General features: G+C 66.8%; 21 protein-coding genes. 5 read left to right on the forward strand and 16 right to left on the reverse strand.

Annotated features, from left to right (window positions below; all coding sequences use genetic code 11):
• Window positions 1-154: 154 nt before the first annotated feature.
• Window positions 155-433, reverse strand: coding sequence for a barstar family protein (locus tag BTO20_RS35510; RefSeq protein WP_087081049.1), 279 nt, complete (start codon window positions 431-433; stop codon window positions 155-157).
• Complete coding sequence (locus tag BTO20_RS35515) at window positions 430-831, reverse strand: ribonuclease domain-containing protein (RefSeq protein WP_087081050.1); 402 nt, start codon at window positions 829-831, stop codon at window positions 430-432. Before BTO20_RS35515 ends, BTO20_RS35510 begins: the two co-directional genes overlap by 4 nt.
• 144 nt (window positions 832-975) lie before the next feature.
• Here BTO20_RS35515 and BTO20_RS35520 point away from each other — a divergent pair, with 144 nt between their 5' ends.
• The gene (locus BTO20_RS35520; RefSeq protein ID WP_087081052.1) at window positions 976-3,060 is read left to right on the forward strand and encodes an acyltransferase family protein; all 2,085 of its coding nucleotides are present in this window, start codon (window positions 976-978) and stop codon (window positions 3,058-3,060) included.
• Here BTO20_RS35520 and BTO20_RS35525 read toward each other — a convergent pair.
• From BTO20_RS35525 to BTO20_RS40015, 4 genes are all read right to left on the reverse strand, one after another.
• On the reverse strand, window positions 3,057-3,842 hold the full coding sequence (locus tag BTO20_RS35525; protein WP_087081054.1) for a maleylpyruvate isomerase N-terminal domain-containing protein: 786 nt from the start codon (window positions 3,840-3,842) through the stop codon (window positions 3,057-3,059). The two genes, BTO20_RS35520 and BTO20_RS35525, sit on opposite strands and share 4 nt — an antisense overlap.
• A gap of 40 nt (window positions 3,843-3,882) precedes the next feature.
• Complete coding sequence (locus BTO20_RS35530; protein ID WP_087083163.1) at window positions 3,883-4,605, reverse strand: serine hydrolase; 723 nt, start codon at window positions 4,603-4,605, stop codon at window positions 3,883-3,885.
• Between the two features lie 103 nt (window positions 4,606-4,708).
• Window positions 4,709-6,280 carry a serine/threonine-protein kinase gene (locus tag BTO20_RS35535; RefSeq protein WP_087081055.1) on the reverse strand — a complete coding sequence of 524 codons (1,572 nt, stop codon included), beginning with the start codon at window positions 6,278-6,280 and terminating at the stop codon, window positions 4,709-4,711.
• Window positions 6,281-6,354: 74 nt separating this feature from the next.
• Window positions 6,355-7,362 carry a hypothetical protein gene (locus BTO20_RS40015; protein ID WP_087081057.1) on the reverse strand — a complete coding sequence of 336 codons (1,008 nt, stop codon included), beginning with the start codon at window positions 7,360-7,362 and terminating at the stop codon, window positions 6,355-6,357.
• A 14-nt stretch (window positions 7,363-7,376) separates the two neighbouring features.
• Between BTO20_RS40015 and BTO20_RS40020 the strand changes: the two genes are divergently transcribed.
• On the forward strand, window positions 7,377-7,595 hold the full coding sequence (locus tag BTO20_RS40020; protein ID WP_198344189.1) for a hypothetical protein: 219 nt from the start codon (window positions 7,377-7,379) through the stop codon (window positions 7,593-7,595).
• 1,273 nt (window positions 7,596-8,868) lie between these two features.
• On the opposite strand, the gene BTO20_RS35560 is transcribed toward BTO20_RS40020, so the two are convergent.
• From BTO20_RS35560 to BTO20_RS35570, 3 genes are read right to left on the reverse strand one after another with little or no spacing between them, the layout of a single operon-like run.
• Complete coding sequence (locus BTO20_RS35560; RefSeq protein ID WP_087081065.1) at window positions 8,869-9,639, reverse strand: fructosamine kinase family protein; 771 nt, start codon at window positions 9,637-9,639, stop codon at window positions 8,869-8,871.
• Window positions 9,639-10,478 (reverse strand): SDR family NAD(P)-dependent oxidoreductase, encoded by an 840-nt coding sequence (locus BTO20_RS35565; protein WP_087081067.1) that lies wholly within the window; start codon window positions 10,476-10,478, stop codon window positions 9,639-9,641. Before BTO20_RS35565 ends, BTO20_RS35560 begins: the two co-directional genes overlap by 1 nt.
• A gap of 30 nt (window positions 10,479-10,508) precedes the next feature.
• Complete coding sequence (locus BTO20_RS35570; protein ID WP_087081069.1) at window positions 10,509-10,913, reverse strand: nitroreductase/quinone reductase family protein; 405 nt, start codon at window positions 10,911-10,913, stop codon at window positions 10,509-10,511.
• A 392-nt stretch (window positions 10,914-11,305) separates the two neighbouring features.
• Between BTO20_RS35570 and BTO20_RS40025 the strand changes: the two genes are divergently transcribed.
• Window positions 11,306-12,106 carry an MAP_0585 family protein gene (locus BTO20_RS40025; RefSeq protein ID WP_198344190.1) on the forward strand — a complete coding sequence of 267 codons (801 nt, stop codon included), beginning with the start codon at window positions 11,306-11,308 and terminating at the stop codon, window positions 12,104-12,106.
• Window positions 12,107-12,206: 100 nt separating this feature from the next.
• Window positions 12,207-12,692: a lipoprotein LpqH gene (locus tag BTO20_RS35580; RefSeq protein ID WP_198344611.1), complete on the forward strand. Its 486-nt coding sequence runs from the start codon at window positions 12,207-12,209 to the stop codon at window positions 12,690-12,692.
• A 15-nt stretch (window positions 12,693-12,707) separates the two neighbouring features.
• Here the strand turns inward: BTO20_RS35580 and BTO20_RS35585 are convergent, their stop codons facing one another.
• On the reverse strand, window positions 12,708-13,031 hold the full coding sequence (locus BTO20_RS35585; RefSeq protein WP_087081073.1) for a DUF732 domain-containing protein: 324 nt from the start codon (window positions 13,029-13,031) through the stop codon (window positions 12,708-12,710).
• Window positions 13,032-13,180: 149 nt separating this feature from the next.
• Between BTO20_RS35585 and BTO20_RS35590 the strand changes: the two genes are divergently transcribed.
• Entirely contained in the window at window positions 13,181-16,303 is a 3,123-nt protein-coding gene (locus BTO20_RS35590; protein ID WP_269770314.1) for an arabinosyltransferase domain-containing protein, read from the forward strand.
• An 85-nt stretch (window positions 16,304-16,388) separates the two neighbouring features.
• On the opposite strand, the gene BTO20_RS35595 is transcribed toward BTO20_RS35590, so the two are convergent.
• Genes BTO20_RS35595 through BTO20_RS35620 form a run of 6 tightly spaced genes read right to left on the reverse strand, consistent with a single transcriptional unit; the run spans window position 16,389 to window position 21,746 of the window.
• Window positions 16,389-17,057: a YoaK family protein gene (locus BTO20_RS35595; protein WP_087081075.1), complete on the reverse strand. Its 669-nt coding sequence runs from the start codon at window positions 17,055-17,057 to the stop codon at window positions 16,389-16,391.
• A gap of 16 nt (window positions 17,058-17,073) precedes the next feature.
• The gene (locus BTO20_RS35600; RefSeq protein ID WP_087081077.1) at window positions 17,074-18,021 is read right to left on the reverse strand and encodes a prolipoprotein diacylglyceryl transferase; all 948 of its coding nucleotides are present in this window, start codon (window positions 18,019-18,021) and stop codon (window positions 17,074-17,076) included.
• The gene (locus tag BTO20_RS35605) at window positions 17,988-18,539 is read right to left on the reverse strand and encodes a mammalian cell entry protein (RefSeq protein WP_087081079.1); all 552 of its coding nucleotides are present in this window, start codon (window positions 18,537-18,539) and stop codon (window positions 17,988-17,990) included. The genes BTO20_RS35600 and BTO20_RS35605 overlap by 34 nt, the downstream gene beginning before the upstream one ends.
• The gene (locus BTO20_RS35610; RefSeq protein ID WP_087081081.1) at window positions 18,536-19,531 is read right to left on the reverse strand and encodes an RDD family protein; all 996 of its coding nucleotides are present in this window, start codon (window positions 19,529-19,531) and stop codon (window positions 18,536-18,538) included. Before BTO20_RS35610 ends, BTO20_RS35605 begins: the two co-directional genes overlap by 4 nt.
• Window positions 19,528-20,217, reverse strand: coding sequence for a hypothetical protein (locus BTO20_RS35615; protein WP_087081083.1), 690 nt, complete (start codon window positions 20,215-20,217; stop codon window positions 19,528-19,530). The genes BTO20_RS35610 and BTO20_RS35615 overlap by 4 nt, the downstream gene beginning before the upstream one ends.
• A complete protein-coding gene (locus BTO20_RS35620; RefSeq protein ID WP_087081085.1) occupies window positions 20,187-21,746 on the reverse strand; it encodes an MCE family protein in 1,560 nt (519 codons plus the stop codon). The genes BTO20_RS35615 and BTO20_RS35620 overlap by 31 nt, the downstream gene beginning before the upstream one ends.
• Between the last annotated feature and the right edge of the window lie 2 nt (window positions 21,747-21,748).

Raw genomic sequence — 21,748 nt, forward strand, 5'->3', positions numbered from 1 at the left:
CCGCCCTGCGAACGGCGTGCGGCCGGTGCGCTCATACGGTGTCGGCGGCGTGAACCCCGTTGCCGCGGAGCGCGGTTGCTAACTCGTGGGTACGCCGGGTTTGTTCCCGTCGGACAAGCATCAGCTACCCTGCATCAGGTTTGCTGTCGACTGTTCAGGCGGCCAGCCACAAATCGACGGATTCACTGGTGAAGACGGTGAGCAGCGTGCTCCAGTCCTCTTGCCCGAGCGCGGTCTTCACATGCTTGTAGTCGGTCAGGACGAACCTGAACTTGCCGTTCTCGGGTGTGCCGAAGCCACCCCGCAGGCAATCGGCGAGCGCGTCGAAGTTGGAGCCGAAGTAGCCACCGTCTCCGTTGACGGCACGTCCGATCTCGGTGAACAGGTCGGCTTTGGATCCGACCGCGGCCCCGTCGATCCGATAGGTCTTCACATGCCTCCGATCCGACAGAAGCTCTGATAGTGGTCGCCGGTGTAATAGAACTCCGGCGGATGGTTCAGCGGCTGCCCTCCCGTGACGATGCGGCGGGCGCCCCGATTCTTCGAGCCGGGCGTGGGCACCGTGTACTCGTGGTAATAGCCGCGTTCGTGTTGGGGCAGGACGCGTTCGAAATTGCCGAAGACGACACCGTCGTTTTTCGGGTACGGGAACGGGCCGCCGGATTCGATGAGCTTGACGGTCTGCCCGGCTTCCGGCGGGAGCCCGTTGAGGTTGCAGGTGCCGTCGGCAGCCTTCGCCGCGCTGGACGCCGTGGTGACCGCCGTCGTCTTGGTGGCTGTGGGTGCGCTGTGACCGCAGCCGGCCACCAGCCCTATCAGCACCACCGCCATCGCTACCCGCCGCACCGCCACGACGCTAGCAACAAATCCCGGGTTACCGCAGAACCTCATGGCACGATCGTTACTCGAGTGAACAGAACGTCGGATTCCGAGCAACCCACGTCCCGCCGCGGCGTTTCCGCGAGTGGCCGGAAGATGGCGTCCACCAAGCAGTTTCGGCCCGATATCGAGGGCTTGCGCGCGGTCGCGGTTCTGGCCGTCGTGCTCTATCACGCGGGCGTGCCGGGGCTCGGCGGCGGATTCATCGGCGTCGACATGTTCTTCGTGGTCTCCGGCTTCCTGATCACGGGGCTGCTGTGGCGCGAGGCCGGCCAGACCGGCACGGTGCGGCTGGCGTCGTTCTACGCCGCGCGGGCCCGGCGACTGCTGCCCGCCGCGGCGGTCGTGCTGGTCGCGACATCGATCGGCGCGGTCGCGCTGCTGCCGCCGCTGCAGGCCCGCGGCGTGCTCGGCGACGCGATCGCCAGCGCGCTCTATGTCGGCAATTACCGGTTCGCCGTCGAGGGCACCGACTACCTCGCTGCCGACACCCCGCCCTCGCCGCTGCAGCACTACTGGTCCCTCGGTGTCGAAGAGCAGTTCTATCTGCTGTGGCCGGCGCTGATCATCGGGGTGGCGTGGTTGTTGACGCGGTCCGGGCGCAGCACCCGCGCGGCCACGCCGTACGCACTGGTGCTGTTGGCTGTGGCGGGCGGCTCGTTGGCGCTGTCGCTGGCCTGGACCCAGACCATGCCGCCGTGGGCGTTCTTCTCCCTGCCCACCCGGGCGTGGGAGTTGGCCGTCGGTGGCGTGGTCGCGTTGACCGCCGCGAGTTGGCGGACGCTGCCGCCGGTGTGCGCCGCCATCGCGGGCTGGGGCGGGCTGGGACTGATCCTGGTGACCTGCACCCAGATCCGGGCTTCGGAGCCCTACCCCGGCACCGCGGCGCTGCTGCCTGCCCTGGGTACCGCGCTGGTGATCGGTGCCGGCTGCGCGATACCCACCCTGGGAGCGGGGCGGCTGTTGGCCCTGCCGGTGATGCGCGGCATCGGCCGGGTGTCCTACTCGTGGTACCTGTGGCACTGGCCGCTGCTGTTGTTGGCACCCGCGTTGTTCGGTGGGCCGCTCAGGCTGGGCGGCCGGGTGCTCATGGTGCTGATGTCGCTGGGCCTGGCGGTCCTCACGCTGCATCTCATCGAGAACCCGGCCCGGTTCGCGGCGGCCCTGCGCGCGTCGGCCTGGCGCAGCCTCGCGATGGGGGCGACCGCCACCGGCGTCGCGGTGTGCGCCGGTCTGATCCTGCTGGCCGTCCGGCCGGTACCGACCGGGTCCGGGCCTGCGGCCGTCCCGGTCGCCGCAGTGCAGGCGCCCGTACCGGGCCCCGCACCGAAAACACTGACGCCTGCCGAACAGCTGAGGGCCGCCGTGGCGACGTCGGCGAATCTGCGGGCCGTGCCGTCGAATCTGTCGCCCTCGCTGGGCAACATCACCAAACCGGAGGTGTTCCTCAACGGCTGCGTGTTGTCGTGGAAAGACCTGACCCCGCCGGAATGCGCCGCCGGTCAGGTGAATTCGAAGACCACGGTGGCACTGATCGGCGATTCACACGCGGGCATGTGGTACCCCGCACTGGAACCCGTTGCGCGTCAGCGTGGCTGGCGACTGGAAACCATGGCCAAGGTCACCTGCCCGGTGTTGAAGCTGCCGATCGTCAGCCCCTATCTGGGCCGCGAGTTCACCGAGTGCAAGCAGTGGCGGGCCGCGGTGCTGGCCCGGGTGCAGCAGGAACGCCCGGCGCTCGTGGTGGTCGACATGGTGCGCCGCTACGGCGCCGACTTCGGCTTCACCAGCTATGACCCGGTGTGGCTGGATGCGTTGACCCGGTTGGTCTCCCAGTTGCGCGGTACGGGCGCGAAAGTTCTGGTGCTCGGCCCTGTTCCGGATCCCCACGACACGGTGCCGACGTGCCTCTCGGCGCACATGAACGACGTCGGTGCCTGCACGCCACAACGGTCGATCGCGATGAACGACACCGGCATCGCCGCAGAGGCCGCGGCCGTGCAGGCCGGAGGGGGCCAGTACGCGAATCTCGGCGAGTTCTTCTGCACGGCCGACCGCTGCCCCGTCATCATCGGCAACACCATGGTGTTCCGCGACGACAACCACATCACCACCGAATATGCCCAGCAGCTCGGCCCCGTCGTGGGTGGCCTCGCCGAGGGCGCGCTGGCACGCAATTAGTAACCGCTGAGCAGAGTCCGCAGCCGGCGTAGGGCATCTGGTCCCGCTTGGCTGTGCCAGCGGGACGGGTCCGCCGGGCGACGGCCCCACAGCAACAGGGCGCGGACCGCCGGATCGCTTTCGATGGTGGCCTCGCCCTCCTGCGGCACCATCTCGATCGTGTTGCCCTGGGCGGTGGCGACTACTCGAATGTCGTCGGTTCCCGGGGCGCGCAGGCGGCCCTCGATGCGACCGTCCGGGCCGAGATCCAGCCCGGTGGTCCCCCTGACGAGCAACGGTGTGCCGACATCGAACACGCTGTGCTGGGTCATCCAGGATTGGGACAGCGACTCCGTTGCTGTGGCATCGTCGCCGGTCATGTCCCAGCGGTGCAACACCATTTCTTCGCGCATGTGTTCGGCGAAGAAGCCGGGTGTGACCGTGCGACCGGTCCACGCGATCGGGGTGCCGGCAGGCAGTTCCGCGGCGCCGGCCACGCTGACCTCGACAAGCTGCTCACATCGGGCGATGAACGCCGCCCACAGTTCAGCGTCACCCATATTGCGGTAGGGCCCTTCCCGTTCTTCGAAACCGCGCGTCGGCACCGGTTCACCCTCGATCTGGGCGGCCAGTACGCGGGTGAATTCCTCGGCATTGCCGGTGTTGTGGATCAGCACATCGCGTACGGTCCAGCCCTCGCACCAGGTGCCGGCATCCGGACGGCGGCCCCGTACCGCCTGTGCGAAGCCCTCCCACTCGGGAAGGACCGCATGAACATCGTCGGAAACTGTGCCTGCCACCATCGTGCTCGCCGCCTACCCGTTTCGCGGCGCGCCGAAACCCTCAGCAGGGCATCGCGGGAAACTCGTTGCGGTGCTGCTTGACCCAGTCGCCGAGCAGGTTGATGGTGGCGACGGCGGCGTCATAGGTGCCGCCGTCGGACTGGGCGGCCAGGGCGACGCCGAAGGTTCCCGACGGGCTGCTGACCGTCGCGAGCTGCCGGACCAGGTAGGCGCCGTCGACGCCGGGGCCCCAACCACCCTTGGCGGCAACCCCATCGGCTCCGGCGAGTCCCCACTGTTGGTCGGCGGCCAGTTTGTGCATGTCGTCGAGTACGGGACCGGCCCCGGACAGGCACGGCAACCGGGCGGCGAATCCGGCCTGCGCCTGCATCGCCCACTGCGTCTGGCCGAAGGCGCTGTACCCGTCGCGCACCCGTTGGGATTGCACGACGGTGGTCATGTCCTGCCCATCGTGCAGGACCGCCTCGACCGCGTGGGAGGCCGCCGACGGATCGCCGAGCATCGACCAGAGCTGCTCAGCAGCGGTGTTGTCGGACTGGATGATTGCCTTGTTCACCAACGCGGCGGCCCGGTCGGGCTCAGTGCGCAGCGCGGCGATGGACAGTGGCACCTTGATGGTCGACCACGCCGGGCCCGCGGACCAGTTGCCGAACAGCCGGATCCCGCGCGCCGACGCGACGGCGACGCCCACCGCGGCGGGTATGGTCGCGGCCAGGGCCGCGAAACTCTCGGCCAGAGCGTCGAGGGGTGCGGCCGCGGGAATGGGTGGAGCCTCTGCTGGTTTCGCCGCCGGGGGCGGTGGGGCCGAACAGCCGGCGACGATTGCACAGCAGACCGCGACGGCCGTCACGGTGTTGCGAAGGCCGCTAGAAGAGATAGACACGTGCGTTCTTCCCGCCCGTGCAGGTGATCCAGCCGTCGCTGCCGTTGACGCCGCAGTTCATCACGAACTTGTCCCCCGCGCACTGGCTGCCTGTCGTGTTGCAGGGCACTGTGCCTGCCGCCTCGACAGTGCGTTGATCCTTGCTGGGAGCGGGATATTCGGCCCAGTAGGACTCCAGAACGCTGCGCGCCAGGAAGCATGACGTCTCCGGAGAGCCACGCCCGGCGCGCGTGGCCCAGCCCTGCTGACCCGGAAGTTGAATTCCGGCACCGCAATCCTCGTTGCGGGTGTCCGGACCCGGCACCAGTGGGGGCTTCGCGGTGGCCGTCGGAGTGCGCGGTGTCGACGTTGTCGTGGTCGTGGTGGCCGATGCCGGCGTGCTGGTGATCGGGGTCAGCGACCCGCCGGTGGTCGACGTCGTCGTGGAACCGCCGATGATGTTGACCGCCAACACAATTGCGCCCACGACGACCACCAGCACAACCGCCGACAGGATCCACGGCAGCGGGCTACGGCCGCGTTTTGCGCTGACCGGAGAGATCGCCGGGCCGGAGGACTGCGGCGGGGGTGTCACCGGAATGTTCGGACTCGACCACCCCGACACCACCAGGGGCGGCGGGACCGCGCGCTGCGGCGGCGGTGCGGGTGTACGCGGCCGGGGCGGTTCGGCGACCCGGGTCGGCGCGGTGGGCGGGTCCCCCGTCGACAGGTTCGGCAGCACAGCACCCATCGCGAAGGCATCGGCGAACTCCGCGCAGGAATTGAACCGGGCGCCAGGGTCTTTCGCCATCGCGCGGGTCAACACTGAATCCAGCGACCGCAGCTGTGGGTGGGTGTCGGACAACATCGGCGGCGGGCTGCTGAGCCGTTTGGCGATCACCACCGCCGGATTGGAGTGCGCGAACGGCGGCGCGCCGGTCAGCAGATGGTAGGCCGTTGCCGCCAGCGCGTACTGGTCGGCCCGGCCGTCGAGCGGGTCGTTGGTCAACTGCTCGGGCGCGGTGTAGGCCACCGATCCCACCGCCGTGTTGGTGGTCGTCAGCCCGGTGTCGTCATTGGTCGCGCGGGCAACACCGAAGTCTGCCAGCATGATTCGGCGCTGGCCGTGATCAGGATTGGTCAGCAGGATGTTGGATGGCTTGACGTCGCGATGCAGCAGCTGGCGTTCATGGGCGTAATCCAGCGCGGCGGCAACCGCGTTGATGATCTTCGCGACCTCGGTGGCCGGCATGCCGCCGGGATACTGTTCGCGCACCAGCCGGGCGGCATCGGTGCCGTCGACGTAGTCCATGGCGATCCACAGCCGGCCCTCGAATTCCCCGCGGTCATGGACCCCGACGATGTGCGGATGCCACAGCCGCGCCGCCAGATCCGCTTCCCGCGTGAACCGGGCGCGGTATTCGGCGTCGGTGCTCATCTCGACCGGAAGAACCTTGAGCGCATCCTCGCGCGGCAGCCGCGGGTGCATGGCCAGATAGACCTCACCCATGCCGCCCGAACCCAACAGCCGCATGACGGTATAGCCCGCGAACTTGGCCCCCGCACCCAACGGCATGTACGGAGCCTAGTTGGCCGGCCAGGTCGCCACGCCGAGATGGTGGCGACCTGGGTGGTGCTGCCGTTGTGTTGCTACTTCGATGATGCTCCGGCCTTGTCCGCCGTGTCCTTGGCGCCCTGGGTGGCTCCGGCAACGGTCTTCTTGACCGCGTCCTGGCCCTTCTTCGCGATGTTGTTGAGGTTGTCGCTCGCCTGCTTGGCGGTATCGCCGATCTGCTTGGTGGCCTTCTTGGCCGTGTCGTTGATTTGCTTGGTGGCCTGCGTGACCGAGGTGTTCACGCGGTCGCGCGCGGCGTTGGCCGATGTGCTGACCTTCTTGGTGTTGTCGGTCACCTTGCTGGTGTCCGACGCCGTGGACTTCGTCTCGTCCGCGGTCGAATTCGTCGTCGTTGTACTGGTATTCGTGTTCAGCGACGGCGCCGCCGGGAGAGACAACGTCTTGGCCAACGGCAGAGTGGGCAGTCCGGTCTGCGGAGCGGCGTTGACGGCCAACGGCGACGCGTTGGTCGCCACAGGCTGATTCGCGCCCGGCAGGTTGTACGACGCGTTAGCGATCGCGGCGGTGAGTTGCTTGACGAAGTTGGCGAATCCGTCGGCCCACGAACCGACGTTGTTGTTCAGGTAATTGGTGAGCTGTGCTCCCAGCGGCGCTGCCGTGGCGTTGAAGACCGGAGTCAGCACGGAATCCGAGAGGGTCTTGCCGACGTCCGGAAGCCCCAGCAGATGGGTGATGCTGTCGGTCTGGGTCGGCACGTCCAGGCCAAGGTTCAGCACGTCCGCCGGAATGATGCCGTCCGGTGACTGCTGCGTCGGCGCGGTACCGACCTGGAAGTGCGGCAGCAGGCCGATCGTGAAGAGCGAAGGCAGCGTAAAGCCGAATCCCGTGGTGCCTGCGTTGACCGAGCCCAGCGAGTAGACGATGGGCAGTGCGCCGAGCGGTGTGGTCAGCAAGCCGACGGTCTGCCCGCTGTTGAAGTTGAAGCCGTTGGTGCCCAGGTAACCGGCCTGCAAGGTGTTCAGGCTCGTGTAGCTGACGCCGAGCAGCGGGATCGCGAACGACTGCAGGTTGGTGCCCAGCAAAGGTGGAAACGCCTGTGGCAGTGGGCAATACCAGGCCGGGTGTGGCGACGGTGGCGAACGTCGCGAGGTTCAGCGGCAGCGCAACGCCGCCCGCGAAGATCGGTACGGCGATGACGGTGTCGGTGGTGGAGACAACAGAACCGACGATCGGCAAGGTCAGATCCAGCGGGCCGACGTCCAGTACCGGCATGGTCGCCAGCCACCCGATCTCACCGCCCAACGGGAACTTGTAGTCACCGGCGCCTGACGGATCCCAAATGGTCAGCGAGGGGGTGTTGATGAGGTTGAGCGGCGCCAGAATGCCGTTGACCAGGATCCGGTCTGCAGGATCGGCCTGGCCGATAGGCACACCGCCGATCGTGAGATTGCTGAGGATGCTGCTGACGAGCGAACTGCCGGTCAAACCGGGTATCTGTGCAAACAGATTGTTGACGTTCGTCTGGCCACTCAGGCCAAGCAGCGCCCAGTTGTAACTGGATTGGTAATTCGTGTCCGTAATTTGAAGGCCCGGTATGAGATTGTCAAGCGGCGGAACGCCGTCGATCAGGGGTATCCCATTGAGCCCATTCAGAGCTGTGTTGACCAGTCCGACAGCAACCGTGCCCAATCCCCCGACCGGTGTAGCGACCAGGCCAAGCGGCGCGAGCGCCACCTGCAACGCAGTGTTGATATCGGCCGCGTCACTGGCAGAGATGCCTGGAATCGTGCTGACGTCGGGGGGCGTGGTGAGGCTGCTGATCGCGGTCGTCAGGGCAGTGAGCAAGCCATCTGCGCTGAGCAGATCAGTCTGCGTCGTCCCCGCATTGAACGTCGGCAGCCAACCCGCCGGGAATGCCGATGCGATCGGATCCCACGCGCCGGCGGCGGCGCCACCGAAGTTGCCCGCTGCGAACAGGATGTTGTTCAGGCTGTCGGATGAGTCGGTGATGATCTGCGTGTAGTTGGGGCCGGTGGCCGCGCTGAGTGCCACATCGCGGCTCACCACAGCGGCGTTTGCCTCGGCCGGCTGGGCAACGCCGACGGTCAGGGCTGTGACGGTTGCCGTCGCTGCACCGATAGTCGCAATCTTCTTTGTCCGCTGCTTCGACTTGCGGTGCTTAACGGCCATATGACCAGTCCTTTCGGGAACCATCTCAGGTTACTCTCAGGCAACCTAGCACCCCGGTGATCTAGATCACTACGATTGCTAAGGAAAATTTTCGTCGATGTCGGATAAGAGGCGCCTGCTCGCCGCTTCTGCGTCGTTATGGCGTCTGCCAGTGAATATGCCGAGCCGATTTTGTGAGGACGCAAATGTCAGGGACTGCCACATCTACGTAGGCGTCAATTGCTGACAGCGAGTTCACAGCTTGGCCGCAAACCCGCTAGCCGATCTCATCTCACGCTCGCGAGCTGCGGCTTCGCGTAAGCAGGCTGCTGCGCGGCGGCTTTCAGGCAACATCGGGTCAGCACCGCCGAACAGCGTCGCGGATGCCGCGTCCGAGCGATCCGACAGGGAAAGTGCCGTTAGCTGATGGCGGCCAGCAGTTTCGTCACGACCGCAGCGACGTGGGCGGCGTAACTCCCGCCGAACAGCACGACATGCGCCAGCAGCGGGTAGAGCTGATGCAGCCCCACGCGGTTCTGCCAACCGTCCTGCAGCGGATGCACCGACTCGTAGGCGGTCAGCATCTCACCTAGGTGCGAGCACCCGAACAGTGCCAGCATCGCCAGGTCGGTCTCGCGGTGTCCGCCGTGCGCCGCCGGATCGATCAGCACCACGCCGTCGGCAGTCCACATCACGTTGCCGCTCCACAGGTCACCGTGCAGGCGGGCCGGGCCGTCCCTGTCGTCGAACCGACCCGCGCGGCACCACGCCGCCACCTCGTCGAGACCACGGCGGGTCGAGGCGTCGAGCTGACGGCCCGCAAGTCCGCCCATGGGCTCCAGCCGCTCGTCGGCATAGAAGGTGCCCCAGGAATCGTGATGGGTCAACGACATCGGGAGCGGCTCAGACATCGGCCCGAAAAATCCTGCGCCATGATAGCCATCGGGCCCGGCACCGAACGCCGACGCACCGGCGTCGTGGGTTACCGCCAGAGCACGGCCGAACTCGGACGCCGCGCGCGTCGACGGTGCCACCGACTGCAACCGTTGCAGCGTCAGTGATGTCGCGTCGTGCGCAATCACCCGGGCGCACCGCACGCCACCGTCCACGGCCAGCCACTGCAGTCCTGCCGCTTCCGCCGAGAAGAACCCTTGCGGCGCCGAATGATTGCGTTTGACGAAATGGTCCATCAGACCCGGCCTGGCACGCCGAAGACTCTCGCCAGGATCCGGTCCCGCACCGCCGCAGGGGTGTTCCGCATGAACGCGACCTGGACCTTGTTGCCCAACCCAACGAGATACCGGGCTTTCGGGTTGCGGGCGGTGAGCGCCTCCTCCACGACCGCAACGACTTTCGTCGGCGGCACGGCCAACTTCCTCGAGACCGGAATGAGCTTCTTCATCCCTTCGATGTGCTTGGCGTACAGGGCGCGTTGTACGGGCGGCGTCGCGGCCTCCACGTCGACCACCATGGCGTCGGCCTTGCGCCACATGTCGGTGTCGGTCTGCGCCGGCTCCACGATCACCACGGGTATCCGCCAGGGCCGCAGCTCGATTCGCAGCGCCTCCGCACCGGCTTCCAGCGCGAATTTCGATGCCGCGTACGCGCCAAGCATCGGCGAGGACAACTGACCGTTGACACTCGAGATGAAGATCACCCGTCCGCGGGACTCCCGCAGTTTCGGCAGCACCGCCCTGGTGACGGCGAACTGGCCGATCACGTTGACCTCCAACTGTTTACGCCAGTCGTCGGAGGTCAACACCTCGACCGGGCCGGCCACCACGATGCCGGCATTGTTCACCACGGCGTCCAGGCGCGGTGGCAGCGCAGCTTCCAAGGCATCGATATGCCCGGCGTCGGTGACGTCGAGGATCACCGTGGAGATGCGTTGCGAATGGATCGCGGCGACCGACTCAGCATCGGCTTCCGAACGCACTCCGGCGATGACGTCCCATCCGGTCAGGGCCAGGTGTTCGACGATGGCCCTGCCGATACCACGGCCCGCGCCGGTGACCAGAACTGAAGGCATATCGGCGAGGGTACTGCGCGCCGCGGTGGCCTACGAGCCGACGGGTTCGAGGTCGATCCGGATGGTCAACAGGTCGGTTCCGGCTACGCGCACACCGACACTGTTGAGGCCGCCGAGATCATCGAGTCGCTTCTCCGTGTCGTCATCAGGGAGCAGTGTGGCGATGCCGGTACGCCATTGCCCCCTCAGCCGCAGACGTACATGCGGGTCGGCTTGAATGTTGCGGACGTAGTCGGACCGGTATCCATGTTCGGACACCAGCCAGAAACTGTTGCCCTGGCGCCTGCCGCCGATAGGCGTCAACCGTGGCAAGCCGCTCTTGCGCCCCGTGGTCTCCAGCATGGTCAGACTCGACGAACGCCGCGCCAGCGGATTCACGACGAATCGCTGCCCGGTGCGGACAAGTCGGAATTTCAACGACTTCACGTCGACCATGTCATGCCTCTCATTGGATAACGATGAAACACTCTGGGTTTCAGCGGCTTCACCTCACCGCCTCGGCCTGCGGCCACGAGAAACCGGAGCTCCGCAACGTCTCCCACTCACTGACCGTACCGTAGGCCCATGCCGCAGGGCTGATCGATGCAGTTGGCCCGCATTTTCGTCACACACACAGGCCGAGACCACCTCTCCAGCAACATGTTTCACACAGCCTCTACATAGCTGGCACTCACGGGACACTCAAATCCGAAGCATCCGTGCTGCGGGTTCACTGAAAGTTCGCTGCGGTTGTCCGTCGCCGCGGTTTGGAACCCGTCGGCGGTGTCAATGTGGAGACCTGTGCCCGCAGTGACGTCACGGCGGGGGGTCGGGGAGAAAGAGTCACCATGAGTGTGAAACGCATAGCCGGTACTGCGGCGGCCGCTGCAGGCATCAGCGTGTCAGCGTTCTTGACGGCAGGGCAGGCTGCAGCGGCGCCGCAGCCGTGCGATCAGGCCAATGCCACCAACTGCCAGCCCGGACCGGGTGGCAACGGTGGCGGTCCGGGCACCCCGCCTCAGACGCCGAACAACGGACCGCAGAGCCCGCGCGGCAATCCGCCTCAAGGCCCGCAGGGCAACGCGCCGCAGAGTCCACAGAACAGCCCGCCGCAGGGACCGCAAAACAACGCGCCGCAGGCACCCCAGGGCCGCGGGCCGCAGGGAAATCCGCCGGCGAACGCGCCGCAGGGTCCGCAAAACAACGGGCCACAGGGCCCCGAGAACAACGGCCCGCAGAACAACGGCCCCGACAACCATCCCAACGGTCAACCGAACGCTCCTGGCGGTCGGTTCGACCGGGGTAACAACCAGATCGGCGGCCCGAGGGACGCTCCGCACGGGTTCAGCACTCCGGGCGACGGTGCGCCGCCCCCGCCGCCTGAACGTGGTCCGGGCTGGAATGACGGTCCCGCGCCTGGCGGCCCACCGCCCAATTGGGACGGCCCCGCTCCTGCCGGCGGCTGGAACGGCCCGCCTCCTCCGGGTGGCTGGAACCGCCGGTGGGACGGTCCTAACCGCGATATCGCCAGGGCCCGAGTAGATTTCGGACCGTTCGACTACAACGGTTACAACGCGATACCGATCTTCAACCCCGTTTTCGGGGGCTGGGGATTCTGGTTCTTCGGTGTGTGGATCCCACTGTTCTGATCCGCACGACGTAGCGGCGTCGGAACTGCCCGCACGAAGGGCCGTTCCGGCGCCCCGCGGACGACCCGCCGGGCCTTACACCTCTCAAGGAGACGACATGATCACACGCGTTGTGATGATCGGCGTGGCAAGCGCAGCGGTCGCGGCTTGCGCCGTCACCGGATGTTCCAACGGCAGCTCCACCGGTACGTCCGCCACGACGGCCAACAACGCCTCGCCGTCGGAGCCCACGTCAGCCGGCGCTTCGGGCGCAACCACGGTCCTCGTCGACGGCCAGGCCCAGAAGGTGTCCGGACCGGTGACGTGCACCGCCGCGGAATCCGACATCAACGTCACGATCGGCGATGCCGCAACCGGTGTGGGCGCGGTGATCAGCAATGATTCGCCACCGGCCGTTCACTCCGTAGGACTCGGCAACGTCAACGGTGTGACGCTGGGTTACGCCGACGCCGCGGCGGGCCATGGCAACGCGTCGGCCACCAAGACCGGCAATTCCTACAAGATCACCGGTACCGCCGTCGGCTTGGACGCGTCGAACCAACAACAGGTGACGAAGCCCTTCGAGCTGGACTTCACCTGTCCGTAAGTTCGACCGAGAAGGTCAGCCCGGCGCCTGGGTGCAGTACGTGCTGCGCGCGGCCCGGACGGCAACGGCAGCCTGATCCGGGGTCGCGCCGTACTGACCGACCATGGCGTCGATCGCATCCTGGGTGTGCTGGCCGGTGTAGAGCAACCTGCAGATCTGTCGGCCGGCCGTCAACAGCTGATCGTCGTCGCCGGGGAAGACGCCGCGGGTGGCGTTCAGGTAGCGGTAGTCGACGTCCGTCAACGGGATGGGCCACGCTCCCGCCGTCGCACCCGTGGCACTCAGCAACGCTCCGGCCGCCAGTACGGCAGCGCCAATTCGGACAATCCCCCTCGTCATGGCGATCAGGTTAGGGTTCCGGAGCTCAACGCCGCAATCATTCGGCCGAATTTCCCGCAAACATCGGCCAGATCTCGTCGGGCGTGCCTCGCCTTGACCGTAACAGTTGTTTCATATATTGGTTATGCAATGGGCGGGAACATCATTCAGTGAAGGCGTGGCGCTGGGTTGCGATCGTTGCCGGCCTGATCGGTTTTGTGCTCAGTGCACTCACTCCCATCCTGCCTGTAGTCCAGACGACGGCGACGCTGAACTGGCCTCAGGAAGGCCGCCTCGGCAACGTGACAGCGCCGCTGATCACGCTGACGCCGGTTTCTCTGACGGCCACTGTCCCCTGCACGCTGGTACAGCAGATGCCGGCCGACGGCGGCTTGTTATTCGGCACCATCCCCGCTGACGGCAAAGACGCCGGCCTCAACGGACTCTTCGTCACCGTCAGCAAGGACCGCGTCGACGTGCTGGTGCGCAACGTCGTCGTCGCCACCGTCGCGCGCAGCGAGGCGATGCGATGCAGTCGCATCGACATCACGTCGTCTCTCGACGGCACCTTCGCCACCTTCGTCGGGCTCCCCGGCCCCGACGGCGTCGATCGCCGCACCGGCTACGCCGACCCCAACCTGCGCCCACAGATCGTCGGCGTGTTCACAGATCTCAGCGGCCCTGCGCCGAGCGGACTTTCGGTCTCGGCGACCATCGACACCCGCTACACCACCTCACCCACGCCGCTGAAGCTCGCGGCGATGCTGATCGGGATGGTGGCCACCGTCATCGCGCTCGTGGCGCTGTGGCAGCTCGACCGGCTCGACGGTCGCCGGATGCAGCGGTGGATCCCCACCCGGTGGCGCACGTTCACCTGGGTCGACGCGACCGTCATCGTGGTGTCGCTCTACTGGTACATCGCCGGTGCGGGCGCCTCCGACGACGGCTATCAGATGCAGATGGCTCGCGTGGCCGGGCATGCCGGGTACATGTCGAACTACTTCCGCTGGTTCGGCAGCCCCGAAGATCCGTTCGGCTGGTACTACAACCTGCTCTCCGTCATGACCCACGTCAGCGATATCAGTCTGTGGATCCGGTTGCCAGATCTGGTCTGCGCGTTGGTGTGCTGGCTGCTGCTGTCCCGGGAGGTGCTGCCCCGGCTGGGGCCCGCGGTGGCGGCAAGCCGACCCGCGCTGTGGGCCGCGGCGTTCGTGTTGATCGCCGCGTGGATGCCGTTCAACAACGGTCTTCGGCCCGAGGGCCAGATCGCGGCCGGCGCACTGATCACCTACGTGCTCATCGAACGGGCCATCATCTCCAGCCGGGTCACCCCCGCTGCGTTGGCGGTCGTGACCGCCGCGTTCACCCTCGGCATCCAGCCGACTGGGCTGATCGCGGTGGCAGCTCTGGTGGCCGGCGGGCGTCCACTGTTGCGGGTCTTCGTCGCCCGGCACCGCGTGATCGGCGCCTGGCCACTGCTCGCGCCGCTGCTGGCCGCCGGTTTCGTGGTGCTCACCGTCGTGTTCGCCGACCAGACGTTCGCCGCGGTGCTGGAGGCCACCCGGGTGCGCACCGCGATCGGCCCCAGCCAGCCCTGGTACACCGAGAATCTGCGGTACTTCTACCTGGTGCTGCCCACCACCGACGGTGCGCTGTCACGACGGTTCGGCATCCTGATCACGATGGCGTGCCTGTTCCCGTCCATGGTGTTGTTCTTGCGCCGCAAGAAGATTCCCGGTGTGGCGACCGGCCCGGCCTGGCGGCTGATGGGCATCATCTTCGCGACCATTTTCTTCCTCACCTTTACCCCGACCAAGTGGATCCACCACTTCGGGTTGTTCGCCGCGGTGGGCGCCGCGATGGCAGCGCTGGCCACGGTGCTGATGGGTCCGACGATCGTGCGCTCGGCACGCAACCGGATGGCCTTCCTGTCAGCCGTATTATTCGTTGTCGCACTGTGTTTCGCGTCCACCAACGGCTGGTGGTATGTGTCGAGCTACGGCGTTCCGTTCAACGACAGCACACCGCACCTGGGACCGGTCACCGCGAGCAGCGTGTTCTTCGGACTCTTCCTCCTGACGGCGTGCTACGCGGCGCTGCTGCACATCATGCCGACGACGCGGCCCGAACGGCGCTTCGTCCGCATGCTCACCACCGCGCCGGTGCCGGTCGCGGCCGGGTTCATGGTGATCGTGTTCGTCGCGTCCCTGACCATCGGCATGGTCCGCGAATACCCGACATACTCCAACGGCTGGGCCAACATTCGTGAACTCAGCGGGGGCTGCGGTCTGGCCGACGATGTGCTCGTCGAACCCGATCCCAACGTGGGATTCCTGACGCCCGAAGCCGGCGCGTACGGCCCACTGGGCCCGCTGGGCGGTGACGCCCCCGTCGGGTTCAGCCCCGACGGGTTACCCGAACACATTGTCGCCGAGTCGGTCTGGCAGACCAATGCCCAACCCGGCACCGACTACGACTGGACGGCGGCCCCCACGCTGCCCTACGGTCTGGACCCCGCGCGAGTTCCGGTGCTGGGCAGCTTCACCGCCGGACCCCAACAGCCCAGCACGCTGGCCTCGGCGTGGTACCGGCTGCCGGCCGCCGACGACGCGCACCCACTCGTGGTGGTGACCGCCGCGGGAACCATCACCGGCAACAGCGTGCTCTACGGCCACATCGAAGCACAGACCGTGGCACTGGAATACGGGCGCGTCGGGCCCGACGGTACGCCGCAGCCTACCGGCCGGCTCACGCCGTACGACATTGGGCCCCAACCGTCTTGGCGATCATTGCGGTTCCCGCGTGCACAGATTCCCGCCGACGCAGACTATGTGCGCGTGATCGCCGACGACCGCTCGCTGAACCCCGGCGACTGGGTTGCCGTCACCCCGCCGCGGGTTCCCGAATTGCGGTCGATGCAGGAGTATCTCGGCACCACCCAGCCGATCCTGCTCGACTGGATGGTGGGGCTGGTGTTCCCCTGCCAGCATCCGATGCTGCACGCCAACGGCGTCACCGAGGTACCCAGATACCGCATCTCACCGGACTATCCGGCCAAGCTGCAGAACCCCGACACCTGGCAGGAGGGCCGCAACGGCGGCTTGCTCGGCATCTCCGATGTGCTGTTGCGCGCCCACGTCATGCCCACCTACCTGTCCCGCGACTGGGGCCGCGACTGGGGATCGCTGCGGAAATTCGACACCGTCGTCGACGCCCCGGAAGCCCGCATCGACCTCGGCACGGCAACCCGGTCCGGGCTGTGGTCGCCCGGGCCGATCCGCATCGAACCCTAGCTCCCGCGCTTCCGCCCGCGAGTGGCCAGTTGTTACACGGTTTTTTGTGATTTGCGTGCATAACTGGCCACTCGCCGGCGAAAGGTTAAGAACCGAAGCGGAAGATCGCCGCACTGGCGGCAATGACCAACGCCGCCAGCGCAATCACCGGCGCCACCGTGAACAGCGTCAGCGAGGCGCCGACCACCGCGCCGCCCATCATGGTCGCCACCACGCCGTAACGCAGCTTCTCCCGATCGCCCGTGCCGCCGGCCAATCTGCTGTCGAGTCCGATGCCCACGATCGTCTGTGTCAGCACGGTGGTGCTGAGTTCCTGGATGCCGAACTGCCGTGCCGTGGCGTTCTGGATACCGAAGGTGATCGCCAACCCGGAGATGAGAATCAGCTTCCGGTTGTCCTGGTAGTCGAGCACACCGACGCCGGCGAGGACCGAAAGCGTCAGCAGCATGACCACTTCCACCGAATGCGTGACGGTGAGCCATCGCCTCGGATTGCTCTGCAGGTGACGCGCGAACCGTCCGCCCACAACCGTGCCCGCGACGAAGCTGACGAACGCGACGACGGCCGCCGCCAGGTCCACGCCAGAATGCGGCACCAACCAGAACCCCAGGAAGATCACGTTGCCGGTCATGTTCGCGACGAACACGTGGCCGAGCACCAGCACACTGATCGCATCGACGATGCCCGTCGCGAAGGTGAGCAGCAGTAACGCGGTAACGGTCAACCGGTGCGAGACCGGCGACTGGATGGCCATCGCGAGGAGTTCCGGGTTACAGCTGCGGTGACAGATCCAGTTTGGTCAGTGCAGGCATTTGCGTTATCCGCCAATTACTTCCGTCGCGTTTGAGCGTCACCCGGTAGGACAGATACCGCAGCGAGGGGATGTTCTTGGTGACCGGACTCGTCGACACCGAGTTGGTGTAGACGATCGCGGTGGCCTCGTTGGGCCCGATGCTCTCCACCGCCGTGCCCATCACCTGCGTGTTGCTGGAGACCTGCGCCTGCTTGTTGGTCGGCACGATCGAATCGACGAAGGTCCGATACTGGGCTGCGAAATCACCCGACAGGTACTGCGACGCGCGCTGAGGCAGCGAATCGATGTTGTCCGGCGTGTACGTCCACAGCGTGGTGATCGCGTTGGCCGAGGTCTCCGCGACTTTGAGCTTGGTTGCGACCAGGGCTTGGTCGGCGAGGTACGGCTGGACCATCGCACCCGCGAACGCGCCCGCCGCCACGAACAACGCCGCGGCTCCGGCCGCCACGTACGTCAACCGCTTCCCAGCCGGCCGGAACGGGACCATGACAGTCTCGACGTTCTCATCGTCAGAAGCTGGTGACTCTTCGGACTCCGGTGACTCTTCGGACTCCGGTGACTCCTCGGCAGATTCGTCGGCAGCCTCCACAGCGGGCTCATCCGCCTCGGGCTTTACAGCCTCGTCGTCCTCGGCTTCGGGCTCCACCACGTCGGCGGTCTCGTCACTGACCGCCTCCCCGCGGCGACCCTTGCCGACCGGCGTCCGCGGCTTGGGCCGCGCCTCCGGCGACGGCGTGCTCGTCGAGGCCTTCTCGGCCGACGACTCGTCGGCCGCTGTCTCAGCCGGCGTCGCCTTGGCCTTGCGCTGCCACGGCATCCGACGACGGCGCTGCGGGCCTGCCGAACCCTCCGGGCTCGACGTCTCGGTGGTCAGATCACCTGGTTCAGTTGGCTGATCTTCCACTGCTGTCCCTCTCGAATCGTCGTGACCACCCACCGGGCGCCACTTGCAATCGTTGACTTGCCGTCCGGGGACCGCGTGCTGGTCTTGACGGCGATCAACACATCAGCGCTGCCGTTGTCGTTCCAGCGTTGGATGCCCGCATCCTCCACCGTGCCCTCCGTCGGCTCGGCACGAGCCACCTGGACCACGATTTCGTTCTCTCTGTCCTTGAACATCTTCGCGAAGTCGCCGGTGCCCTGCGCCGCGATACGGTCGGCGTAGTCATTGGCGTGGTACGGATCGATCGTCGTGTACATCGTCATGAACTCGCGCACGTACCCGAGCGCCGCGGCGTCCTTGCCCTTCACCCGGTCCCCGGACACATGGCGTACCAGCATGAAGGTGCCACCGGCGATCGCCGCCGCGACGAGCAGCGACGACAGCACGGCCACCACCGGCAGCCCCCACCGCTTCGGCGGTTTCGGTTGCACGGCAAAGTAATCCGGCTCCGAGCTATCGATCTTGCGGCGTGGGCTCATTGTCCCGCCCCGTTCATCTGTGGCTTGGTGAGCACGGTCAGGTTGTCCACCCGCCACTGCCCGTCGATCTTGTGGAAGTCCACCCGCACGGTGGCGGTGAGGAACTTGAGGTTCTTCGGGTCGATGCCACGCTGGCCCTGCAGCGCCAGCAACATGGTCCCCTCGGTCTTGCTCGACTCGGGCAACACCGCGCTACTCACGGCCCAGTACTCGTTGGTGTTGGGCCCGGCCTTGCGGACTGCGGCCTGCTGCACGACGAGCTGCGGACGGTAGTTGTCGGTGGTCAGGTTGAGCGCCTTGGCGAAATCCTGGTCCATGGAGTCCACGCCGTAGCTGAGCAACTGTTCGACGATCCGCGGTCCCTGGTCGACGAGCTGGGCACGGGCCTGCTCGACGGCGAGCTCCTGGCGGTAGGAGCCGAAATATCCCAGCGCCACCGCCGCTGCGGACACCAGCACGCCTGCCAGCAGAACGATCGCGGCTCGGCGCCGGACATCGCGCACGTCCTCGTCACGCACACCCACACGGTGCACCTCGGTGCGCGCCAGCAGATCGGCGAACGTTCGCTTGCGGCTGTCCCACAACGGCCACAACCAGCCGATGCACACGGCGGCGGTGTCCAGCAGATGTGCGAGCTCGCGCAGCGTCAACCGCACCAGCCCGACGTCACCGCCACCAGCGGTCGTCACCCTGATGCCGGCCACTGCCCGACCCACGGTCCAGCCTGTCCTGGTGGGCAGCAGCACGCGGTTGACCAGCATCGCGATCATCACCACGATGGCGACGCCGGCGTACACCCACCAGAGCCAGCCATAGGTCGGCGCCGCGAACGCCAGCACAGCCAGCGTCGCGATCACGCCGACGCCCAGCAACACATCGATTGCGAACGCTCCGGCACGCACCGGCCACGACGCCGGCCGCGGCTCCGGGGCGGCGTCCGCACCCGGCGAGTCGACGGTGTCCGACGAAGGGGTGTCCAACACGGCCGTCACGAGGTGACCTGGTCGAGCCTGGCCACCTTGTAGACACCGTCGTCGAGTGCCATCTTCACCCGCAGCCGGTAGCCCTGCTCCTCATTGGACTTCTCGGTGTTGCTGACGACGACGCGGACCGCGACCAACAGGTCCATCGAACCGTCGTCGTTGTGCTTCTCCACCGCGGCACGCAGATCGGAGACCTGCACCTTGACGTTCGCCGCCTGGTAGGCCTCCATCAACATGCTGCTGTAGAGCACCGACTGGGCACCGAAGTCGCCGGTCGAGCATTCGATGATCTTGGTCTGCGCCGCCGTCATCGCCGCCGTGTCGGGTGCCTGCGTGGCCGTCACGCAATCCTTGGCCGCCTGCAGCGCGGACGCCTCGTCGCGGGCGATCTGCTCGCTCTCGGCGTGCGACCGCAGTGCGAGGTAGCCGCCCGTTCCGGCCAGTGCGGTCAGGACGAGCAGACCGGCGCAGATCGCGGCCATCGCGCCCCGGCCCAGCCGGGACGGACGCCGCTCGACGTCGGAGCTCGACTCGACTTCCGGCCCGTCCGGACCCACCGCGGCTTCCGGCTCGCGGGAATGCTCGACATCCTGCTCGCTGGAGTGCTCTACGGCCTCCTCGGGGCCAGATTCTGGGTGTTCGGGGTCCTGCTGGTCGGCGAGGTTCAGCCGGCTGGCGCCAGCATCTCCTTCCATCCGTCATCTCCTGGTTTATTCGAGTTGGTGACGGAGTACTTCACACCGCCTGGACCGACCACCTCGCCGCTTGACGGGCTATAGGTCGCGGTCGAACCTGCTGCCGGAGTGTAGATGCAAGGGTTCGGCTGCTGTCCACTGCAAACGACGCTACCGCCTCGCGGTGCGGTCAGCGGATCGCTGGTCGGAGCCGATCCGCCCACTTCAGGCGGTGGCAACATACTCGCAGGCAACGGGTTCAACCCGGTGTTCACCGAGGGCGCGGGGATCACCCGGCCAGGGTCCACGGGCTGATCGCATCGCGCGGCCGGGGCCGGGCAGTTGCGGATCTGGTTCGGGTCGCCGTACCACGGGTTGGTGCCCATCGGGACATACGGCTCGTTGCTGCGGCATTCGGCCGGGGTGGCCGCCCGCTTGCCCGGTACATCGGCACACGGGTAGTTACGGGCACCGCGGACCGCGTTTTGCGCATCCTTGGGGATCTTGCAGTACAGGCCCGACGGCAGCGGCGCCGTCGTGGTGTCGGCGGGCGCCCGCCATTGCGACGCCGGCAGGAAGCCGGTGAGGCACGGCGGCGGCATGTTGATACCGAGACCGAAGTGCAGCAGGCCCTCAGGGGCGAAGATCGTCGCGGTCTGCGCGATCGCGGCGCCCTGCGGGAGCACCACCAACACCTGCTCGACGTTCTTGTTGTAGCGCTTGAGCATGTCGATGACGATCTCGAGGTTCGCCAACGTCTGCGGCAGCGACTCCCGAACGTCCCCGAACACCGCGTTCAGCTGATCGGCCGTCGGCGCGGCCTGCTCGATGGTGCTCCGCAGCGCCGCATCATTCTGGGCGGTCTGGGCCGAGATCGTGTTCAGGTTCCTCGCCCAGCGCGAGATCGCGTCGCCCGAATTCACCTGGCTGTCGATGATCGGCCCGGAGTTGGTGACAATGTCGTTCACCGGGTCCAGGTTGTCCTTGAAGTCGCTGGCGATGGACTGCGTCGAATCGACCAGGCGCTGCAGTGACGGACCAAGGCCACCAACCGCTTTCGCGGTCTCGTCCAGCAGAACCCCGATCTTCTCCTTCGGCAGCACCGACAGCCCGTGCTCGGCGGCGTCCAGCGCGGGCCCCACCTCGGCGGGCACGGTGCCCTTGGTGATGGTGTCGCCCGATGCGAAGTAGGCCTTCGACTCTCCGGGGGAGATCAGGTCGATGAACTGCTCACCGACCGCCGACACCGAGTGCACGTTGGCCGTGGCGTCGGTGGGGATCTTGTACTGGTCGTAGATGTTCATCTGGATCCGGGCACCGGTCTCGGTGGGCTCCACCGAGGTGACCTTCCCGATGGTGGTGCCGCGGTAGGTGACGTTGGCCGTCTTGTACAAGCCTGCCGAGTTCGGCAACTCAGCGTTCAGGTTGTACATCCCCACGCCTGCCCACGTCGGCAGACGCAGGAACACCAGACCGAGCACCACCAGCGCGACCAGCGTCAGCGTCAGGAAGATGACGAGCTGCATCTTGATGAAGCGGGTCAGCAGCATCT

It is taken from the genome of Mycobacterium dioxanotrophicus (assembly GCF_002157835.1).
Taxonomy (GTDB): domain Bacteria; phylum Actinomycetota; class Actinomycetes; order Mycobacteriales; family Mycobacteriaceae; genus Mycobacterium; species Mycobacterium dioxanotrophicus.